This is a genomic window from Pseudomonas sp. 20P_3.2_Bac5 (assembly GCF_025466035.1).
Classification (GTDB): Bacteria; Pseudomonadota; Gammaproteobacteria; order Pseudomonadales; family Pseudomonadaceae; genus Aquipseudomonas.
In genome coordinates this window covers 38,985-57,714 of sequence record NZ_JANLOA010000101.1, presented here as the reverse complement: position 1 = coordinate 57,714, position 18,730 = coordinate 38,985, and the positions used below count along the sequence as shown (strand labels likewise).

Annotated in this window: 16 protein-coding genes; 8 read left to right on the top strand and 8 right to left on the bottom strand. The window is 63.3% G+C overall.

All coding sequences use genetic code 11. The features are described from left to right. The first annotated feature begins 125 nt into the window (after positions 1-125). From NTD88_RS18315 to NTD88_RS18300, 4 genes are all read left to right on the top strand, one after another. Positions 126-491, top strand: a complete 366-nt coding sequence (locus NTD88_RS18315) for a PilZ domain-containing protein (protein WP_095159903.1) — start codon at positions 126-128, stop codon at positions 489-491. Between the two features lie 262 nt (positions 492-753). Continuing rightward, positions 754-2,274, top strand: coding sequence for a nucleobase:cation symporter-2 family protein (locus NTD88_RS18310; RefSeq protein ID WP_095159904.1), 1,521 nt, complete (start codon positions 754-756; stop codon positions 2,272-2,274). Positions 2,275-2,448: 174 nt separating this feature from the next. Next, on the top strand, positions 2,449-4,014 hold the full coding sequence (locus NTD88_RS18305; RefSeq protein ID WP_262154097.1) for a tyrosinase family protein: 1,566 nt from the start codon (positions 2,449-2,451) through the stop codon (positions 4,012-4,014). 2 nt (positions 4,015-4,016) lie between these two features. After that, positions 4,017-4,808 (top strand): DUF2182 domain-containing protein, encoded by a 792-nt coding sequence (locus NTD88_RS18300; RefSeq protein ID WP_262154098.1) that lies wholly within the window; start codon positions 4,017-4,019, stop codon positions 4,806-4,808. Here the strand turns inward: NTD88_RS18300 and NTD88_RS18295 are convergent. From NTD88_RS18295 to radA, 4 genes are all read right to left on the bottom strand, one after another. Further along, positions 4,747-7,446: a TonB-dependent receptor gene (locus tag NTD88_RS18295; RefSeq protein WP_262154122.1), complete on the bottom strand. Its 2,700-nt coding sequence runs from the start codon at positions 7,444-7,446 to the stop codon at positions 4,747-4,749. The genes NTD88_RS18300 and NTD88_RS18295 overlap by 62 nt on opposite strands. Before the next feature lie 220 nt (positions 7,447-7,666). Beyond that, on the bottom strand, positions 7,667-8,674 hold the full coding sequence (locus NTD88_RS18290; RefSeq protein WP_262154100.1) for a FecR family protein: 1,008 nt from the start codon (positions 8,672-8,674) through the stop codon (positions 7,667-7,669). A gap of 68 nt (positions 8,675-8,742) precedes the next feature. After that, on the bottom strand, positions 8,743-9,246 hold the full coding sequence (locus NTD88_RS18285; protein WP_095159908.1) for an RNA polymerase sigma factor: 504 nt from the start codon (positions 9,244-9,246) through the stop codon (positions 8,743-8,745). An 83-nt stretch (positions 9,247-9,329) separates the two neighbouring features. Beyond that, a complete protein-coding gene (radA, locus tag NTD88_RS18280; RefSeq protein WP_095159909.1) occupies positions 9,330-10,700 on the bottom strand; it encodes a DNA repair protein RadA in 1,371 nt (456 codons plus the stop codon). A 167-nt stretch (positions 10,701-10,867) separates the two neighbouring features. Between radA and mscL the strand changes: the two genes are divergently transcribed. Then, the gene (gene mscL, locus NTD88_RS18275) at positions 10,868-11,281 is read left to right on the top strand and encodes a large-conductance mechanosensitive channel protein MscL (protein WP_095159910.1); all 414 of its coding nucleotides are present in this window, start codon (positions 10,868-10,870) and stop codon (positions 11,279-11,281) included. A 57-nt stretch (positions 11,282-11,338) separates the two neighbouring features. On the opposite strand, the gene NTD88_RS18270 is transcribed toward mscL, so the two are convergent. Further along, positions 11,339-12,115 (bottom strand): ferredoxin--NADP reductase, encoded by a 777-nt coding sequence (locus NTD88_RS18270; RefSeq protein WP_262129676.1) that lies wholly within the window; start codon positions 12,113-12,115, stop codon positions 11,339-11,341. A gap of 234 nt (positions 12,116-12,349) precedes the next feature. On the opposite strand from NTD88_RS18270, the gene NTD88_RS18265 reads away from it, so the two are divergent. Both NTD88_RS18265 and NTD88_RS18260 read left to right on the top strand, forming a co-directional pair. Beyond that, positions 12,350-13,054 carry an autoinducer binding domain-containing protein gene (locus NTD88_RS18265; protein ID WP_095159912.1) on the top strand — a complete coding sequence of 235 codons (705 nt, stop codon included), beginning with the start codon at positions 12,350-12,352 and terminating at the stop codon, positions 13,052-13,054. A 99-nt stretch (positions 13,055-13,153) separates the two neighbouring features. Beyond that, positions 13,154-14,278, top strand: a complete 1,125-nt coding sequence (locus NTD88_RS18260; protein WP_262154101.1) for a methyltransferase — start codon at positions 13,154-13,156, stop codon at positions 14,276-14,278. Between the two features lie 48 nt (positions 14,279-14,326). Here NTD88_RS18260 and NTD88_RS18255 read toward each other — a convergent pair whose 3' ends face one another. The 3 genes from NTD88_RS18255 to NTD88_RS18245 are packed head-to-tail and all read right to left on the bottom strand — an operon-like array spanning position 14,327 to position 16,940. After that, on the bottom strand, positions 14,327-14,482 hold the full coding sequence (locus tag NTD88_RS18255; RefSeq protein WP_095159914.1) for a DUF2474 domain-containing protein: 156 nt from the start codon (positions 14,480-14,482) through the stop codon (positions 14,327-14,329). A 13-nt stretch (positions 14,483-14,495) separates the two neighbouring features. Then, positions 14,496-15,503, bottom strand: coding sequence for a cytochrome d ubiquinol oxidase subunit II (cydB, locus tag NTD88_RS18250; protein ID WP_095159915.1), 1,008 nt, complete (start codon positions 15,501-15,503; stop codon positions 14,496-14,498). Positions 15,504-15,506: 3 nt separating this feature from the next. After that, positions 15,507-16,940 (bottom strand): cytochrome ubiquinol oxidase subunit I, encoded by a 1,434-nt coding sequence (locus NTD88_RS18245; RefSeq protein ID WP_262154102.1) that lies wholly within the window; start codon positions 16,938-16,940, stop codon positions 15,507-15,509. A gap of 380 nt (positions 16,941-17,320) precedes the next feature. Here NTD88_RS18245 and NTD88_RS18240 point away from each other — a divergent pair, with 380 nt between their 5' ends. Next, positions 17,321-18,553 carry an MFS transporter gene (locus tag NTD88_RS18240; protein WP_262154103.1) on the top strand — a complete coding sequence of 411 codons (1,233 nt, stop codon included), beginning with the start codon at positions 17,321-17,323 and terminating at the stop codon, positions 18,551-18,553. The last annotated feature ends 177 nt before the right edge of the window (positions 18,554-18,730 follow it).

Genomic DNA, 18,730 nt, shown 5'->3' with positions numbered 1-18,730 from the left:
GGAAAGGCCAGCCCCAACGTTGGTCTAGAGCCTCCAGAGCCCATGGCCACCATCGCAGATTGCGCCCCTTGCCGAGCGCTGGCAAGCACTGCGCTATAGTTCAGGGGAACCTTGGAGGGCCGAGCATGAGCGACCAGAATGAACGTCGACGCTTCAAACGCATTGCCTTCGATGCGCCAACCGAACTGGTTCAGGGTGAGCGGTGCTGGCCGGTCAAATTGATCGATATCTCGCTCAAGGGCCTGTTGATCGAGTCTCCGGAGTACTGGGACGGTGACGGCGAGCAATTATTCGAGGCCGCCGTGCACCTGAGCGAAGACGCCGTAGTCAGGATGCAGGTGCAATTGCGCCATATAGAGCCCCCACATCTGGGCTTCATTTGTCTACACATCGATCTGGACTCGATGGAGCACCTGTGCCGCCTTATCGAGCTCAACCTGGCTGACCGCACCGAATTGGAGCGGGAATTCCACGAACTTATCGAAGTTTAAGATCGTTTAGCCTGCTACCCACTAGAACCTGACGACCTGATCAGCTTTAAATCCCGCTAATCCCCTACACCTGAAAGGCCCTTTCGTGGCCTTTCAGCGCTGAAGCACGCCTGTTGGAACGAAAGCTGCAAAGGTGATCGTGCTCAAGTCAAGGGCAGAGTGTCCCTGAGACAATCAAAAAATTGTATACAATTGTGCTGGCAATCTTATGTAGCAGTTGTCTACAGTGGCGGCACAACAATAAAACAGAGATCACGCTCCCATGAACACGTCCTCACCAAGCACGTCTTCAGTTCCGCGTCCTGAAGACGAAAATCTCGGCCTGGGTCCCAACCTGGCCTATGGTCTGCAACACGTTTTGACGATGTATGGCGGTATCGTTGCTGTCCCCCTGATTCTCGGCCAGGCCGCGGGTCTCGGGCCTGCGGAGATTGGTCTTTTGATCGCCGCGTCCCTGTTCGCCGGTGGCCTGGCCACCCTGCTGCAAACCCTTGGCCTGCCGTTCTTCGGCTGCCAGTTGCCGCTGGTACAGGGTGTGTCGTTCGCTGGCGTTGCCACCATGGGCGCCATCCTTTCCACTGAAGGCGGCGGTGGCCTGCCGGGGGTACTGGGCGCTGTCATGGCGGCCTCGTTCCTCGGGTTCCTGATCACACCGATCTTCTCGCGCATCACCAAGTTCTTCCCGCCACTGGTGACCGGTATCGTCATCACCACCATCGGTCTGACCCTGATGCCGGTCGCGGCCCGCTGGGTGATGGGTGGCAACAGCAAATCGCCAGAATTCGGCAGCATGGAAAACATCGGCCTGGCGGCCCTGACCTTCACCTTCGTGCTGCTCCTGAGCAAGCTCGGCAGTGCGTCGATCTCGCGCCTGTCGATCCTCCTGGCGATGGTCATCGGCACCCTGATCGCCTGGTCGCTGGGCATGGCCGACTTCAGCAAGGTGCTGGAAGGCCCGATGGTCGCCCTGCCCTCGCCGTTCCATTTCGGCATGCCGACCTTCCACATCGCAGCGATCCTGTCGATGTGCATCGTCATCATCGTGACCCTGGTGGAAACCTCGGCGGACATCCTTGCGGTCGGCGAAATTATCGACACCAAGGTTGACTCCAAGCGTCTGGGCGATGGCCTGCGCGCCGACATGGCGTCGAGCATCCTGGCGCCGATCTTCGGTTCCTTCACCCAGAGCGCGTTCGCCCAGAACGTCGGCCTGGTGGCTGTGACCGGGGTCAAGAGCCGTTATGTGGTGGCGACCGGCGGGGTGATCCTGGTGGTCCTCGGCTTGCTGCCGATCATGGGCCGGGTCATTGCCGCAGTACCGACCTCGGTGCTCGGTGGCGCCGGTATCGTGCTGTTCGGCACCGTGGCTGCCAGTGGTATCCGTACCCTGTCCAAGGTGGAATACAAGAACAACATGAACCTGATCATCGTCGCCGCCTCGCTGGGCTTCGGCATGATCCCGATCGCCGCGCCGAACTTCTACGATCACTTCCCGAACTGGTTCGAAACCATCTTCCACTCGGGGATCAGCTCGGCAGCCATCATGGCGATCTCGCTGAACCTGCTGTTCAACCACTTCAAGACCGGCAACTCGGACCAGCAGTCGGTATTCGCCGCAGGTTACGAGCGCACCCTGAATTACTCCGACATCTCCGTGCTGCGTGATGGCGACTACTTCAAGGACGGCAAATTGTTCGACGCCGAAGGCAAGGAAGTCCCGGTGGTGGACCATGACGGCAACCCCGACACGGCCCCGCGAAGACAGGCCGTAGCGGAACACTGATAACGCGGCAGACCTGAAGGGCCGGTGCGAAAGCACCGGCCCTTTTTCTGTTTTTAGTGTCCGCCGTCAGCTTCGTTCAACATTTCGACATAGGGTCATGGCACATTGCCGTCACTGGACTATCGTCATCGGTCCGTATGGAACCCCTTCACATGGAATATGGAGAGCGTGAACATGACTTATGTCCGCAAGGATCTGTGGAACCTGGGCGAAACCTGGAACCCGACGCTGCTGTGGTATGCCAAGGCGATCCGCGAACTGCAATCGCGCCCCATCGATGACCCGACCAGTTGGCGCTTCCTCGCCGCGATCCATGGTTTCAACAAGGAGCTGTGGGTCACCGACGGTTACTACACCCCTGGTGAAAAACTGCCGGCACCCGCTGACCGCGAACTGTTCTGGGACCAGTGCCAGCACCGGACCTGGTTCTTCCTGCCATGGCACCGCCCTTATCTGTTGTCGTTCGAGAAGATCGTCCGTGACGCCATCGTCAAGCTGGGCGGCCCCGCAGACTGGGCGCTGCCGTATTGGGATTACGACGACTACGCAGAGCGCCCCGACACCCTCGGCCTGCCCCAGGAGTTCTACGACAAGACCCTCCCGGACGGCACGCCAAACCCCCTCGCCTTACCGGTAGACCTGCGCTACGGCATCGACGGGAACGGCAACATCACCCTCGCCCCCGTACAACTCGACCTTGCCCGCGCGTTCAAAGAAGCGGAGTACACGGGCGTCCAGACCGGCGGTTCCCCGGGCTTTGGTGGCACAGCCACCGGCTTCAACCACGGCAGCACCCGCGACTACCCGTTCGGCCTGCTTGAAAGCAGCCCGCACAACAACGTGCACAACATGGTCGGCGGCGACAACGGCAAGCCGGACACCTCCCCGGAATACCATGAAGGCCTGATGGCCGATCCGCGTACCGCCGGCCTCGACCCGGTGTTCTGGCTGCACCACGCCAACATCGACCGGCTCTGGCAGATCTGGCTGAACCGAGATCCAAGCCACCAGAACCCGACCGAATCCGCCTTCGTCAATGGCCCTCCGCAAGGCCGTCCGTTCATCTTCCCGGATGAAAACGGTGAAAGCACGTTCTGGAAAGTCGGTCAGACCCTCGACCTGAAAGCGCTGGGCTATACCTACGAAAGCTTCCACGATCCCGTACCGAAACCTGCGAAGGCCGCGAAGGACGCTGTCGCCTTCGCCGCTCGCCCAACGGTGGCCGCCGTGAAAGATCCTGTCGTCGAACTGATCGGTGCCAACAGTGGCAGCGTGAAACTGCAGGGCCGCAAGAGCGCCACGCAAGTGCGGCTGGACAAACCGGGCGTCGCCAAAGTGGCGAAAAGCCTGGCCGCGAAGGGCCTGCGAGCGGAAAACGTCGCCGCGCCTGGCCATGAGCGGGTTTTCCTCAATCTGGAAAACATCCGCGGACGCCGCAACAATCTGTTCATCGAGGTCTACATCAACGTGCCGGACGGCGAGCAACCCGGCGTCCATCCGGAACTGCGTGCCGGCGGCGTGTCGTTGTTCGGTATCGCGGCCGCCAGTGATGCCAGCGATCCACACGGCGGCGGCGGTGTCAGCGCCTCGCTGGAAATCACTGAAATCGTCGACGCGCTGCGCGCCAGCGGTGGGCTCGATCTGGAGCATCTGCAGGTCAGCCTGTACCCCGACAAGGAACTGGGTGCCGGCGACAGCGTTTCGGTAGGACGCATCAGTATCTACCGTCAGGGCGAGTGAGGATGAGCGTCAGGCAACGTAGCCTCGCCTGGCTGCACAGTCCCTGGCCATGGCTGGCCACCGCCAGCCTGGCGGGGTGGGCGGCATTGGCGGCAGCACCGACACAATCGGCGCTGCCGGCCTTCTGCGGCTCGATTGCCGACCTGCTCTCGACGCTCGGCTGGAGTGGCATCAGCCAGGCCCTGGTGCTCGACCCGTTGGGGCTATGGCAGTCCTGGCTGGTGATGCTGCTGGCGATGATGCCGTTGCTGCTCGCCAGTCCCATGGCAACCCTTTGGCAACGCAGCCTGCCACGGCGCCGTCCGCTGGCGGTGGCGTTGTTCGTGGTGGGTTACGTTGCGCTGTGGAGTGTCGCCGGCATCGGGCTGACCCTGCTGTCGATCGGCCTCAAGCTGGTGGCCGGCGAAGCGCTGTGGCTGGCAACGGCGCTGGCGATGCTGGTTGCGCTGGGGTGGCAAGCCACACCGCTCAAGCAGAAAAGCCTCAACCGCTGCCACGCCTCACCGCGGATTTCCGCCTTCGGCTGGGACATGGCGGCGGATTGCCTGGGCTACGGCGTGAGCAAGGCCGGCTGGTGCATCCTCGCCTGCTGGCCGGCCATGCTGTTGCCGATGCTGGTTCAGCAGGGGCATCTGCTGGTGATGTTGCTGTGCACGCTCTGGCTGGTGCATGAACGTCAGCGGCCGGCGCGAGCCATGCGCTGGCGCTGGCCGCTGCCGGCGCCTCATCGCATCAGAAGCGGTACTCAAGCATCCCGGTCAGGGTTCGACCCCGTGCAAGAGACAGGTTGTTGACGTCGCCCATCGCCACGAAATAGGACTCATCAGTGGCGTTTTCGAGCGCCATTGCCACGTTGATCTGCGGCGTCATCCAGTAGCTGGCGAAGAGGTCGTAGACCTTGTATTTGGGCCACATCGCCTGGTCGAGGGTGGCGTAGGAGTGGTCATTGAGGTTTTCGCCGTTGCCCTTGCTGTAGCGCAGACGGCCACCGATATCGAGCGTGTTGTCGAGGAAGCGCATGCCCAGGGTCAGCGAGCCGCGGTCAGCCGGCATGTAGGTCGCGTTGCCCATGATGTCGCCACACCTCATCTGGTTGCTCATGGCCTCGTTGTCCACGGCCTGGTTGATGGTGAACTGACGCAGGATGATGCGGTTGCCGATCTGCACCGGCCGGGTCACCGTGCCGACCCGCACTGGCGTCTTGGCGCCGCCCAGGAAGAACTGCCGCGAGCAGAAATCATTGGTGCCGATCATGTGGGTGTAGGCCAGTCGTCCGTAGTAATCACCGGCGTCGTAGTCCAGGGCATATTCCACGCCGCGGAAACGGGTGGTTTCTTCGTTGTTCTGATACGCCATGCGGCCCAGGCCAATCCCCGATGCCGTCTCGTGGGGCACGCTGATGTTGGTGTCGAGGAAGGAGAAGTCATCAATGCGGGTATCGAAGTACGCCACCTTCACGCCCAGGCGGTCGCCGTCACGAAACAGCGATTCCTTGAAGATGTTGAAGCCCACCTCCCAGTCGTGTGAGGTTTCCGGCTTGAGGAACGGGTTGGGATAGACCATCTGCGCACCGCCACCGGCATGCGGGCGGCCGGTCATGAACACTTCGGTCACCGAAGGCGCGCGCCAGCCGCGGCCCCAGCGGGTATAGAGCTGCAGCCAGTCGACGCCGGGCTTTACCGCAATACCGAAGGTGGGCGAGAAGTGCCCTTGCTCGATGTCTTCGTCGAATATCAGGTGCTGCTGGGTCTTGGGCGCGGCGCCGACTTCGTAGGGACCCTCCGGAAACATCCACACCGTCATCCCGGTTTCGCCGCTCAGGCGGTAACGGTCGTAGCGCAGGCCCGCATCCAGGGTCAGCCAATTGTCATGCTCGTATTGCGCCTGGGCAAACAGGCTCGCGGTCAGCTTCTTGCCTTCCGGGGTCGCGCCCTGGACATACGGGTAAGCGTTTTCGTTGGCCGCTGGCAGACGCTCGCTCTCCGGCTTGAAGCGGTCTTCGTACAGCTCGGTGCCGTAGTTCAGGGTCAGCTTGTCCGCCGCGCCGATGTAGAAGCGCGAGGTGTTTTGCACTTGCAGGCCCCAGGTGTCGGTCTGGAAACGATCGTTGTAGGGGGCATACCAGTTGCCGCTGGACGGGCTCGCGTCATTGCTGGAGTTCCAGCGGTCCATCCGGGTACGGACGAAATAGAGCTTGGCCTTGAGGTCGATCAGGTCGTTGTCCGGGGTGAAGCTGTAGTCGATCGAGGCATTCTTCGCGTTGAGGTCGGTGGCGCCGCTGCGCTTGTAATAGAACTGCTTCAGGTCATCGGTGAGCCAGGTCCAGGAGTCCTTGCTGTCGGTATCGGTCTCGATGTAGTTGAACTGGACCCGCTGATCCTGCGGCAGGTTGACGCCGAGCTTGAGCAAGCGCGAACGGGTCACGCTGCCCATGTCGCCGACCTCGCTGTTGAGCCAGCTTTCCCAGGCTTCGGGATACAGATCGCGCGCGCGAATCTGGGTGCCCAGGTTGTCCTTGTTGTGGGTGCCGGCGCGGTAATCGCCGAAATGCCGTTCGCTGACACCCAGCAGCAAGTCGCCCACTTCATTGCCGAAGGCAAACAGCGCGCTGCCGTTGAAATAGGTGCCGTTGCCCAACTCACCGATACCGTGGCCGGCGCGCAGGCGGCCGCCGTATTCCTTGTCCGGGCCGAGGAACTCACTGGCCTGAACGGTGTTGAAACTGGCGATCCCGCCCAGCACGCCGGCGCCGCCCATGCCCGACTGCGAGCCCTTTTCGATTTCCACCGAACTGACGAACTCCGGGTCCACCACCATGATGCCGTTGCGCTGCTGGTGACCGTTGACGTTGAAATTCTGGCGCATGCCGTCGATGTTCATGTTCACCCGGCCGTAGTCCTGAACGCCGCGGATGTTCACCGACAGACCGGGGTCGCGCTGGTTGACCGCGCTGTAGACGCCGGCGGTCTCTTCCAGCATGTCGGCGGCATGGCGTGGTGGACGTTTGTCGATCTGGTCGCGGGTGATCACGCTGACCGAACGCGGCGCGGTGTAGACCCAATCGCCATCGCCCTGGGACTGAATGTGAGTGCTGCCCAGTTCCATCGCCTTGCCGTCGTCGCTCAGGCGCTCCAGACCGACCCGGTCGTTGCCGCTGAACTGATAGCGCACCGGGTTGCCGTGCAACAGAATCGCCAGGCCGTCCTGCGCCGAATGTTCGCCCCGCAGCCCTTCACTGCGCAGGCCGACCAGCTTGCGGCTGTCGAAGAACACCTGGACCTTGGCCTGCTCGGCGAAGGCGAGCACGGCGCTGTCCAGCGACTGGGCGGGAATGTCGAAACGGATCAGCGCATTGCGCTGGCTGGCGCCACTGCCCTGTTCCACGGCATGCACCGAAGCGATCCCCATCGGCAAAGTGCAGGCGCCCAGCATCAGGCTGCTGGCCAGGGCAACCCGATTGAACCGGTTACGTCGTTGTTGTGGATTGGTCACGTCTGTTGCTCGCTGTGTTGGCGTTTTCTATTAATGAAAATCAATCTCAACAAACAGACGCGTTGGGGCGGAAAAGTCAGTAAATAAATTTTTTTGGGGGCTGGTCGGTGCTGGTCTTGATCTGTGCGGGGGCCCTCAGATCGAGCGCCCCGCAGAATCTTCAATAAATCAGCGTCAACCCAGGCACATCCACCCGCCTGGCCTTCAGCTCATCCGTCAGCATCGCCAGCGACTGATCGAGGTTATCCAGGCGGAACATGCCGCTGACTTCACGCTTCGCCAGCGCCGCATCGCCGATCATCACGTGCCCGCCACGGTAGCGGTTGATCTGCGCGACCACCGCAGCCAGCGGCTCGCGCTCGAACACCAGCAGGCCACGCTGCCAGGCGCTGGCGCGCAGTGGGTCCTGTTGCGGCCAGGGGCGGATACCGTGTTCGCGGTCATAACGCAGGCTTTGCCCTTCGTTGAGCACCTGCTCGGCCACGCCCGTGACCGGCGGTTCCTGCAAGCTGACCCGGGTGCTGTGTTCGAGCATCCCGACCCAACCGCCCTGCCCTTCGCCCCCCACCACAAAACGGGTGCCCAAGGCGCGGGTGCTGGCGCCGGCGTACTCGACCACGAACGGCCGCGTCTCGCGCTCGCCAATCGGGGCCGCGGAAAACACCGCATCCCCGGCCAGCAGCTTCACCCGCCGCTCGCTGTCGCTGTAAGCGAGGCTGATGGCGCTGTGACTGTCGAGATCGATGCGGCTGCCGTCCGGCAGCGTCACCTGGCGGATTTCGCCGCGGCCTGTGGCGTAGTCGGCGCTCATCTGGATCAGCACGCCCGGCGCCCGATCGACCGCGAACACCGCCAGCAACAACAGGGCGGTGCTGGTGGCCGCCCAGCCCAGCCGCGAACGGCGCCGCCGTCCCGTGACTGGACGCGGTGCCGCTGCCAAAGCGGCCGGCGGCGGGACGGCGACGGTTTCGTCCAGATGCCCCAGCCGCCCCAGATCAGCCCAGGTGCCCTGGGCAAACGTCAACGCCGGGGCATGACGCGGGTCGGCGTCGCGCCACGCGGCCAGCGCCTGCCGTTGCTCGGGGCTCAGGCACCCGGCATCCAGCAGGACCGCCCACTCGGCGGCCTGCTCGCGAATTGCTTGCTCTGGCGGAATCTCGCTGCTCACACGGTTCTCTCGAATTCTGGTTATGTAAGGGCTGACGTCTGACGGCGCATTTCCCAGTAAACCGTTCGTCATTCGGGCTCCTGCAAACACTGCATCACATAGGCCAGCGCCTTGGAAAGGTGCTTCTGAACCGAGCTGTCGGAAATCTCCAGGCGCTGCGCCACCTCAGCATGGGTCAGGCCCTCCAGACGGTTGAGACGGAAAATTTCGCGGGTTCGCGGCGGCAACGCGTTCATCGCCGCGCGTAACCGGCGCATGTGCTGTTCGGCCGCAGTGGTTTCTTCCAGGCCGGGGCTGTCTTCGACGATACCTTCGAGGGCTTCGTGGGGCACCAGATCGGTCTTGCGCCGCTGCTGCTGGCGCACGTGATCGATCATCAGGTTGTGCGCCGTACGGTAGAGGTAGGCCGGGGTGTTTTCAATGCGCTCGCTGGCCTGCTGCTCGGCCAGGCGCAGGAAACTTTCCTGCACCAGGTCGGCGGCCAGTTGCGGGTCGCGCACCTTGCGCGTGAGCAGGCCTTGCAGGGTTTTCGCGTGCTTGAGGAACAGGCGCTTGAGGTCGGACTCCGCCACGCGAACTCCAGAAGGCTATCGGAATGGAGGCGCCATGCTACTCGTTAGTGAGAATCAGTTGCAAGAAACCCCTTGCCTGCGCCTCATTCCTCGAACAATGCGTCCAGCGCCTGTTCCAGACGGGTCACCGCCACCACTTGCAAGCCCGGCGGGGCCTCTTTCGGGGCGTTGCCCTTCGGCACGATGGCGCGCTTGAAGCCGTGCTTGGCCGCTTCTTTCAGGCGCTCCTGACCGCTGGGCACCGGGCGCACTTCGCCAGACAAACCAATCTCGCCGAACACCAGCAGGCCATGGGACAGCGGCCGGTTGCGCAGGCTCGACATCACCGCAGCCATCAGCGCCAGGTCCGACGCGGTTTCCAGCACTTTCACGCCGCCGACCACGTTGAGGAACACGTCCTGGTCATGGGTCGGGATCCCGCCATGGCGGTGCAGCACCGCCAGCAGCATGGCCAGGCGGTTCTGGTCGAGGCCGAGGGTGACCCGCCGCGGGTTCGCCAGGTGGCTGTCGTCCACCAGCGCCTGAACTTCCACCAGCATCGGCCGGGTGCCTTCCCAGGTGGCCATGACCACGCTGCCCGGCACTTCTTCCTGGGCCCGGGTCAGAAAGATCGCCGAGGGGTTGGAGACTTCCTTCAGGCCGCGATCGGTCATGCCGAACACGCCCAGTTCGTTGATCGCGCCGAAGCGGTTCTTCACCGCCCGCAGCAGGCGCAGGCGACCGTCGGATTCACCTTCGAAATACAGCACGGTGTCGACCATGTGCTCCAGCACCCGCGGTCCGGCCAGCGCGCCTTCCTTGGTGACGTGGCCGACAAGGAAGATCGCCGTGCCGCTCTGCTTGGCGTAGCGCACCAGCAACGCGGCGCTTTCGCGGACCTGGGCGACGCCGCCGGGGGCCGACTGCAGTTGTTCGGTGAAGATGGTCTGGATCGAGTCGATCACCATGACCTTGGGTTTCTCGACCCGAGCAGTGGCGATTATGGTTTCGATGCAGGTTTCGGTCATGACCCGCAGTTTGTCTTCCGGCAGCCCCAGGCGGCGGGCGCGCATGGCCACCTGCTGCTGGGATTCCTCGCCGGTGACGTACAGCGCCGGCATGCGCGTGGCGATATTGCAGAGGGTCTGCAAAAGGATGGTGGATTTGCCGATGCCGGGGTCGCCACCAATCAGCACCACCGAGCCGTCCACCAGGCCGCCGCCGAGCACGCGGTCCAGCTCGGCGCTGGCGGTGGAGAAGCGCGGGATCTCTTCGACCGAAACTTCAGCCAGGGTCTTGATCTTCGCCTGCTCGCCGGCCCAGCCGCTGCGTCCGCTGGGGGCCGCGGCGCCGCCGCTCTCGATCATGGTTTCGGTCAGGGTGTTCCAGGCACCGCACTCACCGCACTGGCCAGCCCATTTCGGGAAAGTCGCGCCGCACTCGGTGCAGCCGTACAACCGCTTGGCTTTGGCCATGGGGCAATCTCCTGGAAAAGTCGCCATGATAGCCGCCGCACCGGGAAAGGCGCCAACGCGACCAAACCATTGGCTATGAGCGAGGTCATTTGAAAGCGGCGCAGCGCATGAAGCGGAAGGCTGATTTACACTGCGTTCACCCCTTCAATTGTTACAAGGAATAAACCATGGGCATGATCAGTGAATTCAAGGCCTTCGCGGTCAAGGGCAATGTCGTGGACATGGCGGTCGGTATCATCATCGGCGCAGCCTTCGGCAAAATTGTTTCGTCTTTCGTCGGCGATGTGGTGATGCCACCCATCGGACTGCTGATCGGCGGTGTCGACTTCAGCGACCTGGCGGTCACCCTGAAAGCGGCGGAAGGTGACATTCCGGCAGTGGTACTGGCCTATGGCAAGTTCATCCAGACCATCATCGACTTCGTGATCGTGGCGTTCGCCATCTTCATGGGCGTCAAGGTCATCAACCGCCTGAAGCGCGAAGAAGCCGTGGCGCCGAGCGCTCCACCGGCACCGACGCCACAGGAAACCCTGCTGACCGAGATTCGTGACCTGCTCAAGGCGCAAAACGACAGGCCTTGAACCCAGACAAATGAAAACGGCGCCCCGAGGCGCCGTTTTACTGTCTGGCCTGATCACTCACCAATACGTCTCGACCGCCACCTGCCCCGGCCGCCGACTCAGGCTCAGGTTCATGTCGCGGGCTTTCAGCACCTGGCGGGTGTCGTCGATCATCTGCGGGTTGCCGCACAGCATCACCCGCGAGTGCTCGGGGGTCAGCTCCAGGCCGGCGGCACGCTCCAGTTCGCCGTTCTCGATCAGCGTGGTGATGCGCCCGTTCAGCGCCCCCGGGTGCTGTTCACGCGTCACCACCGGAATGAACTGCAATTTGCCGGCGTACTCGGCCAGGTACTCGCGCTGTTCCAGGCCGGCGATCAGGGATTGATAAGCCAGCTCGCGGGACTCGCGCACCGAATACACCAGCTTGATGTTGTCGAAGCGCTCCCAGGCCTCGAAGTCCTGCAGGATCGACAGGAACGGCGCGACACCGGTGCCGGTGGCCAGCAGCCACAGGTCACGCCCATCGGCAAAGCGATCGAGGGTCAGGTAACCGAACGCCTGGCGGTCGATCAGCAACTCATCGCCTTCGCGCAGACGGCTCAGTTCGCTGGTGAACTCACCGCCCGGGACCACGATGGAGTAGAAGTCCAGGTGTTCGTCAAAGGGCGACGAGACCATCGAGTAAGCGCGCCAGACCACACTGCCGTCGGCCTTGGTCACGCCAAGGCGGGCGAACTGCCCGGCGCGGAAACGGAAACCGCTGTCGCGCGTGGTGCGCAGGCTGAACAGGCTGGGGGTCAGCGGCTGGACATCGAGCAGGGTCTGGCGGGTGTATTTCTCCGCGCTGGCAGTCATGGTTGGCTCCGGAAATCAGGTGCGCCCAGTTTCGCGCAAAGCCGCCGGAATAAACACCGCCGGTTTGTGGTGGTTTCCCGGAGCCGAGCTAAACATTGCGTTACGCCACATAGCCTTTAGGAGTCATGACATACGTCAAGTTATAGCGAAAAAAACCAATCGCCATGTAGGACAATTCCTATACTCAGCCTGCACCATTGAGCAGTTGGATCCATATCAGGGAGCACCGTTGAGATGCCGCATTGGAAGCAGGATCAACTCGAGCAACTGATCAGGGAGCACAACCCCGAACAATTGTTTCACCAGGCCCTGGCCCTGGCACAGCAACTGGATATGGAATACCTGAGCCTGGTGGTGCAGAGCCAGGCCTCCGGCCTCACGCCGCAGACCCTCATGCTCAACAACTTTTCCGCCGAGTGGAACGACCACTACCGGGACTGCAACTACCTGATCCAGGACCCGACCTTCACCCATTGCCGCCACTCGTTGATCCCGCTGCTCTGGGAAGACGAGGTGTTCCACGAAACCCCGCAACTGCGCATGGACGCCAAGGCCCACGGGCTGGTCTATGGCTGGAGTCAGGCCGCCCACGACATGCGCGGCAACAACAGTGTGCTGAGTCTGGTGCGCAGCCAGGATGTCGTCAGTGTCGCCGAGTTCTATGACAAGACCGGCCAGGCGCTGTGGCTGTGCAACGTCCTGCACACGCTGATGCTGGAACAGATCAACCCGCTCAAGCCAAACGGTTTCGGCTTGTCCGACCGGGAACGGGAGGTGTTGAAATGGTCCGCCGCGGGAAAGACCGCCTCGGACATTGCCTGCATCCTCACCCTGTCGCAGAGCACCGTGAATTTCCACATCCGCAGCGTCATCACCAAGATGAACGCCAACAACAAGGCCGGCGCCGTGGCCCTCGCCGCGCTGCACGGTCTGCTCTGACCCCGTTGGGCAATAAAGCCCTGTAGAATCGGCACCTGTCTGTCACCCCGCCTGCCCAGAGCAGCGCGGTGCACACCCATGCCCCAGAGCCCTCGTACCATGCCCCTGCTGAACAGCCCCTTTGCCGACCTCGACCTGATCCGCCAGCCCGAATACGCCAACGATCCCCTGCAAGCCTTCGACGCCGCCGACGAATACCTGCTGGAGCACCTGGCCGAGCAGGCGCTGCCCGCTAGCACGCGGGTGCTCGTACTCAACGACAGTTTCGGCGGCCTGGCCATCAGCCTGCGGCCGCACTTCGCGGTGACCAGCAGCGGCGACTCGTTCCTCGCCCGCCTGGGCCTGGAAAAGAATCTGCCGCGCAACGACCAGCCCTGGGACAGCGTGCCCTTCGTGCCGGCCAACGAGGCGTGGCAGGGACCGTTCGATCACGTCCTGGTGCGCGTGCCGAAAACCCTGGCCTTGCTGGAAGAACAACTGATCCGCCTGCAAGGCCAGTTGGCGCCGGGCGCGCGGGTGGTGGCCGGGGCGATGATCAAGCACCTGCCGCGGGCGGCCGGGGAATTGCTGGAGAAATACATCGGCCCGATGCAGGCCTCGCTGGCCCAGAAAAAGGCTCGCCTGCTGATCGCCACCCACGAAGACAAGCCCCGCGCCGTCTCGCCTTACCCGAGCCGCTATCGCCTCGACAAGCCGGCGCTGGAACTGCTCAACCACGCCAACGTGTTCTGCCGCGAAGGGCTGGATATCGGCACCCGCGCCTTCCTGCCGCATCTGCCGAAAAATCTCGGCAGCGCCCGGGTCGCGGACCTTGGCTGTGGCAACGGGATCCTCGCCATCGCCAGTGCACTGGACAATCCACAGGCGCACTACACGCTGGTGGATGAGTCGTACATGGCAGTGCAGTCGGCGCGGGAGAACTGGCAGGCGGCGCTGGGCGAGCGCGATGTGGAGGTGCGCGCGGCGGATGGTCTGGCCGGGCAGCCGGAGGATTCGCTGGATATCGTGCTGTGCAACCCGCCGTTCCACCAGCAGCAGGTGGTGGGTGATTTCATCGCCTGGCGGATGTTCCAGCAGGCGCGGGAAGCGCTGGTAACCGGCGGTTCGCTGTATGTCGTCGGTAACCGCCACCTGGGCTACCACACCAAGCTGGCGCGGTTGTTCCGCGGCGTGGAACAGGTGGCGGCGACGCCGAAGTTCGTGGTGCTCAAGGCGCGCAAGTGATGCCGGCGATCGCGACGGTTCGCTGAACCGTCGCGACTAGCGGCAGGACTAGTGCGTGGTCAATCCCGCCGCACTCATGAACATCCGCATCAGCCACGCCACCACCGCGAGGGTCGCGACGCTGGCGGTCCAGATCAGCGCCAGCCAGCCGAGCCGCTGCCACAGCGGCTTTTTCTCGGCGTCGAAGGTGTCTTTACCGGTCATGTCCTGAACCCTCCTAGTGGTAGCCGTCTTCGTGGGTCACCTTGCCGCGGAACACGTAGTAGCTCCAGTAGGTGTAACCCAGGATGAACGGCAGGATGAACAGCGTGCCCACCAGCATGAAGCCCTGGCTCTGCGGCGGCGCGGCGGCGTCCCAGATCGAGATCGACGGCGGGATGATGTTCGGCCACAGGCTGATGCCCAGGCCGCTGTAGCCAAGGAAGATCAGCACCAGCGTCAGCAGGAACGGCGTGTAGTGCGCATTGCGCGCCACCGCCCGAAGCAGGCCGTAGAAGGTGACCATCACCAGCAATGGCACCGGCATGAACCACAGCAGGTTGGGCATGCTGAACCAGCGCTTGGCGATGTCCGGGTAGGCCAGCGGTGTCCACAGGCTAACCACGCCGATCACCGCCAGCAGCACCAGCGCCAGCGGCCGCGCCAGATTGTGCATCTGCTCCTGCAGCTTGCCTTCGGTTTTCATGATCAGCCAGGTGCAGCCGAGCAAGGCGTAGGCCACGATCAGCCCCAGCCCGCTGAACAGCGCGAACGGCGTCATCCAGTCCAGCGTGCCGCCGACGAACTGGCGGTCCACCACCTTGAAGCCCTCGATGAAGGCACCCAGCGCCACACCCTGGAAGAAGGTCGCCACCAGCGAGCCGCCGATGAACGCCTTGTCCCACAGGTGGCGCTTGTCGGCCTTGGCCTTGAAGCGGAACTCGAAGGCCACGCCGCGGAAGATCAGCCCCACCAGCATCAGCATCAACGGCAGGTACAGCGCCGACAGCACCACCGCGTAGGCCAGTGGAAAGGCCCCGAACAGCGCCGCACCGCCCAGCACCAGCCAGGTCTCGTTGCCGTCCCAGACCGGCGCGACAGTGTTCATCATGACGTCGCGGTCGGTGTCGCCCTTGACGAAGGGAAAGAGAATGCCGATGCCGAGGTCGAAGCCGTCCATGACCACGTACATCATGATCCCGAAGATGATGACCACAGCCCAGATCAGTGGAAGATCAATACCCATGATTCAGTGTCCTTTGTTCAGGCTGGCGCCTTCTTCGTGATCGTCGTCGGCAGCCGACAACGGCCGCGCCGGGGTGCGTGGCTGGCCAGGGCCACCCGGATTGGTTTCCTCGCCTTCGCCGGTCTTCGGCCCTTTGCGCACCAGGCGCATCATGTAGCCGAGGCCCGCACCGAACAGGGCGAAATACACCACCACGAATATCACCAGGGTGATCCCCAGTTGGGCGTAACTGTGGTTGGACACACCGTCGGCGGTGCGCATCAGTCCGTAGACCACCCACGGCTGGCGACCGACTTCAGTGGTGAACCAGCCGGCGAGAATCGCGATCAGCCCGGACGGCCCCATCCACAAAGCCAGGTAAAGGAACGGCCGCGAGCTGTACAAAGTGCCGCGTTTGCGCAGCCACAGGCTCCACAGGCCGACGGCGATCATCAGCATGCCGAGGCCGACCATGATGCGGAATGACCAGAACACCACCGTGGAGTTGGGCCGGTCTTCTGGCGGGAAGTCCTTCATCGCCGGCACCTGCTTGTCCAGGCTGTGGGTCAGGATCAGGCTGCCCAGCGCCGGGATTTCCAGCTTGAAGCGGGTGGTTTCGGCCTTCATGTCGGGGATACCGAACAGGATCAGCGGGGTCGGCTCGTCGCCGACGTTCTCCCAGTGCCCTTCGATGGCGGCGATCTTCACCGGCTGGTGCTTGAGGGTGTTGAGGCCGTGGAAGTCGCCGATCACCGCCTGGATCGGCGCGACGATCAGGGCCATCCACATGGCCATCGACAACATTTTGCGGATCGCCGGGTTGTCGCGACCGCGCAGCAAGTGCCAGGCCGCCGAGGCGCCGACGAAGAACGCCGTGGCGACGAACGCGGCCGTGGCCATGTGCATCAGGCGGTAGGGGAACGACGGGTTGAAGATCACCGCCAGCCAGTCCACCGGGATCACCCGGCCATCGATGATTTCGTAGCCCTGGGGCGTCTGCATCCAACTGTTGGACGCGAGGATCCAGAACGTCGAGACCAGCGTGCCGATCGCCACCATAACCGTGGCGAAGAAGTGCAGGCCACGGCCCACGCGGTTCCAGCCGAAGAGCATGACGCCAAGGAAACCGGCTTCGAGGAAGAACGCGGTGAGCACCTCGTAGGTGAGCAAGGGCCCGGTAACCGCGCCGGCAAAGTCGGAGAAGCGGCTCCAGTTGGTGCCGAACTGGTAGGCCATCACCAGACCGGAGACCACCCCCATGCCGAAGTTGACGGCGAAGATCTTCGACCAGAAATGGTAGAGATCGCGGTAGACGTTCTGGTTGGTTTTCAGCCACAGGCCTTCGAGCACCGCCAGGTAGCTGGCGAGGCCGATGGTGATGGCCGGGAACAGAATGTGAAAGGACACGGTAAACGCGAACTGGATTCGGGCGAGATCGAGTGCCTCTGATCCGAACATAGTGCTTCCTCTTTCAGGTAATCCGGCGTCAGGGTCCGTTGCCTTGGCGCCAACTGCCCCTACGGTGGTTGAGTGCGGCAAGTTGGAATTGTTCTGAAAACTTTCGCACCACAGGGATTTCGGCCCGAGGGCCCATCGGTGACGCCTGGATCGTTGCAAAAACAACTATTGATCCAGATCAACGACAGGGAGAAAGGATAGTCGCGAAGACGCCGCACGGTTGTGTGGTGCGTTGCCGCGTGACCGGTTGCCTCACCCCCCTTTACGAAAAGGTGAATCGGTGCGCTGACCGCACGACAACGGCGGGTTCTGCAACCTTTTGTTACAGCCCGGTGTTAACCTGCAACGCCCCTCCCCTCATGAAGGCCCGGCAGTCCGTCATGTCAGCACACGCCCCGTTGTTGCTTCGTCATCACCGTCCGTTTCTTTCGTTCTGGCTGGCCCGGGTATTCACCGCCAGCGGTTTCCAGATGCTCACCGTGGCCATTGGCTGGCACCTCTACCAGTTGACCGGCAACGTGCTGGACCTGGGCCTCGTTGGTTTGGTGGAGTTCGCGCCACGGGTGCTGTTCATGCTGCACACCGGGCATGTCGCCGACCGCTACGACCGCCGCCGCGTCGCCGCGCTGTGCCAGAGCCTGCAGGCGATGATCGCCCTGGCCCTGGCGATCGCCAGCACTACCGATTCGGTGAGCCGCGAGCTGATCTTCGTGCTGGCTTTCCTGCTCGGCAGCGCCCGTTCCTTCGAGATGCCGGCGACCCAAGCGCTGCTGCCCAACGTGGTGCCCGCCGAGCTGTTCCCGCGGGCGGTGGCGGCGTCGGCCTCGGCGATGCAATCGGCGACCATCGTCGCGCCGGCGGCGGGCGGTTTTCTCTACGCCTTCGGCAGCGTCTGGGTGTACGGCCCAACGGTGTGCCTGTACGTGATCGCCTGCTGCCTGACCCTCGGCCTGACCTCGCGCCAGACCCCGCTGGCCCAAGGCCGCGCCAGCCTGGAATCGCTGCTGACGGGGATTCGCTTTATCCGCAGCCGCCCGGACATCCTCGGCGCCATCTCTCTTGACCTGTTCGCCGTGCTGCTCGGCGGCGCCACGGCGTTGCTGCCGGTGTTCGCCAAGGACATCCTGCTGACCGGGCCGTGGGGCCTGGGCCTGTTGCGTTCGGCGCCAGCGGTGGGCGCGCTGCTGATGTCCGTGTGGCTGGCGCGCTTCCCGGTGGAGCGCAAGGTGGGCCGGGTGATGTTCACCGCGGTGGGCGTGTTCGGCGTGGCGACCATCGCCTTCGGCCTGTCCACCTCGTTCTGGTTCTCCCTCGCGGTGCTGGCCGTGCTCGGCGCGGCGGACATGATCAGCATGGTGATCCGCAGCTCCTTCGTGCAGTTGGAGACCCCGGACGAAATGCGCGGGCGGGTGAGTGCGGTGAATGGGCTGTTCATCGGCGCGTCGAACCAGCTCGGCGAGTTCGAATCGGGGGTGACGGCGCACTGGTTCGGGACCGTGCCGGCGGTGGTGATGGGCGGCGTCGGGACGCTGGTGGTGACGGGGCTGTGGATCAAATTGTTCCCGACATTGGCGGGGCGAGATCACATGCACAGCCGGCGCTCGGACACCTGAGTCGAGCGCCGTCGCTCTGGGGGGCCTCATCGCTGGCAAGCCCCCGCCCCGCCGGCGGTCCGGCGCATTACCCTCGGCCAGTCATGCTGGTATGATGCGCGGCTTTTTTCCGACCAGTAAAAATCACGGAAAGGCCGGGAGCTTTGTGCTTTTCTGACTGAGTCGACAATTTTTGGC